Origin of the sequence: Dokdonella soli (assembly GCF_039523175.1) — a bacterium.
GTDB lineage: Bacteria > Pseudomonadota > Gammaproteobacteria > Xanthomonadales > Rhodanobacteraceae > Dokdonella_A > Dokdonella_A soli.
In genome coordinates this window covers 1-1,027 of sequence record NZ_BAAAEU010000009.1, presented here as the reverse complement: position 1 = coordinate 1,027, position 1,027 = coordinate 1, and the positions used below count along the sequence as shown (strand labels likewise).

General features: G+C 58.1%; 1 protein-coding gene. It reads left to right on the top strand.

Annotated features, from left to right (window positions below):
• A partial coding sequence (locus tag ABD002_RS10605; RefSeq protein WP_343790711.1) for a condensation domain-containing protein occupies nt 1–1,027 on the top strand: 1,027 nt, incomplete at both ends.

The following is a 1,027-nucleotide window of genomic DNA, read 5'->3' as shown; positions in this document are numbered from 1 at the left end:
CGTACATCACATACGACGAAGGTGAAGAGCGCTGGTTGTTGTTGATGCTGCTGCATCACCTGATCGAAGATTTTACAACCGCCAATTTCATCCGGTCAGAATTGCAAGTCCATTTAATGGGTTCGATTGACCAATTACCGAAGCCATTGCCGTTCCGTAATTTTGTGGCGCAGGCACGTTGGGGCGTGAGCCAAAAGGATCATGAGACATTCTTCCGCAAGATGCTGGGGGACGTGTACGAACCGACTATCCCGTTTGGATTGGCGCCAGTGCAAGGTGACGGACGCGGGATTGGACAGGCGCACATGGAAGTAGCGTCAGGCTTGGCCCGACGATTGAGGCACAGAGCCCGCAAACTCGGAGTGAACGTTGCAAGTCTGTGTCATCTGGCGTGGGCGCAAGTACTGGCGCGGATATCGGGACGCGAGGATGTGGTGTTCGGCACCGTGCTGTTCGGTCGCATGCACGGAGGAGAAGGCTCGGATCGTGTGATGGGTTTGTTCATCAACACGCTACCGATACGGATCAAGGTAGGTGAAGAAGACGTGCGAACAGCGGTGCGCAGCACGCACGGCGCACTGGCCGACCTGCTGCGCCATGAGCATGCATCGTTGGCTTTGGCGCAGCGCTGCAGCGGAGTGATGTCGCCGACGCCGTTGTTTACGGTGCTACTCAACTACCGGCATAGCGCAGGAGCATCTAAAGCGGGGGCGGCAGAAGCCGTGCGAGCGTGGGAAGGAATCGAGCATCTGGCGGCAGAGGAGCGGACTAACTATCCGCTGACGTTGTTGGTGGACGATTGGGAGGATGGGTTTGGATTGACGGCCCAGGTGCAGGCGCCGATCGATGCGATGCGAATATGTCAGTACATGCATGCAGCGCTGGAGCGATTGACAGAGGCCTTGGAGGGGGGGGCGGACATAGCGATCAGCAGTCTGGACGTCATGCCGGTGGCGGAACGCCGACAGGTGGTGGAGGAATGGAATGCAACGCAGCGGGAGTATCCGCGCGATCAGTGCATCCACGA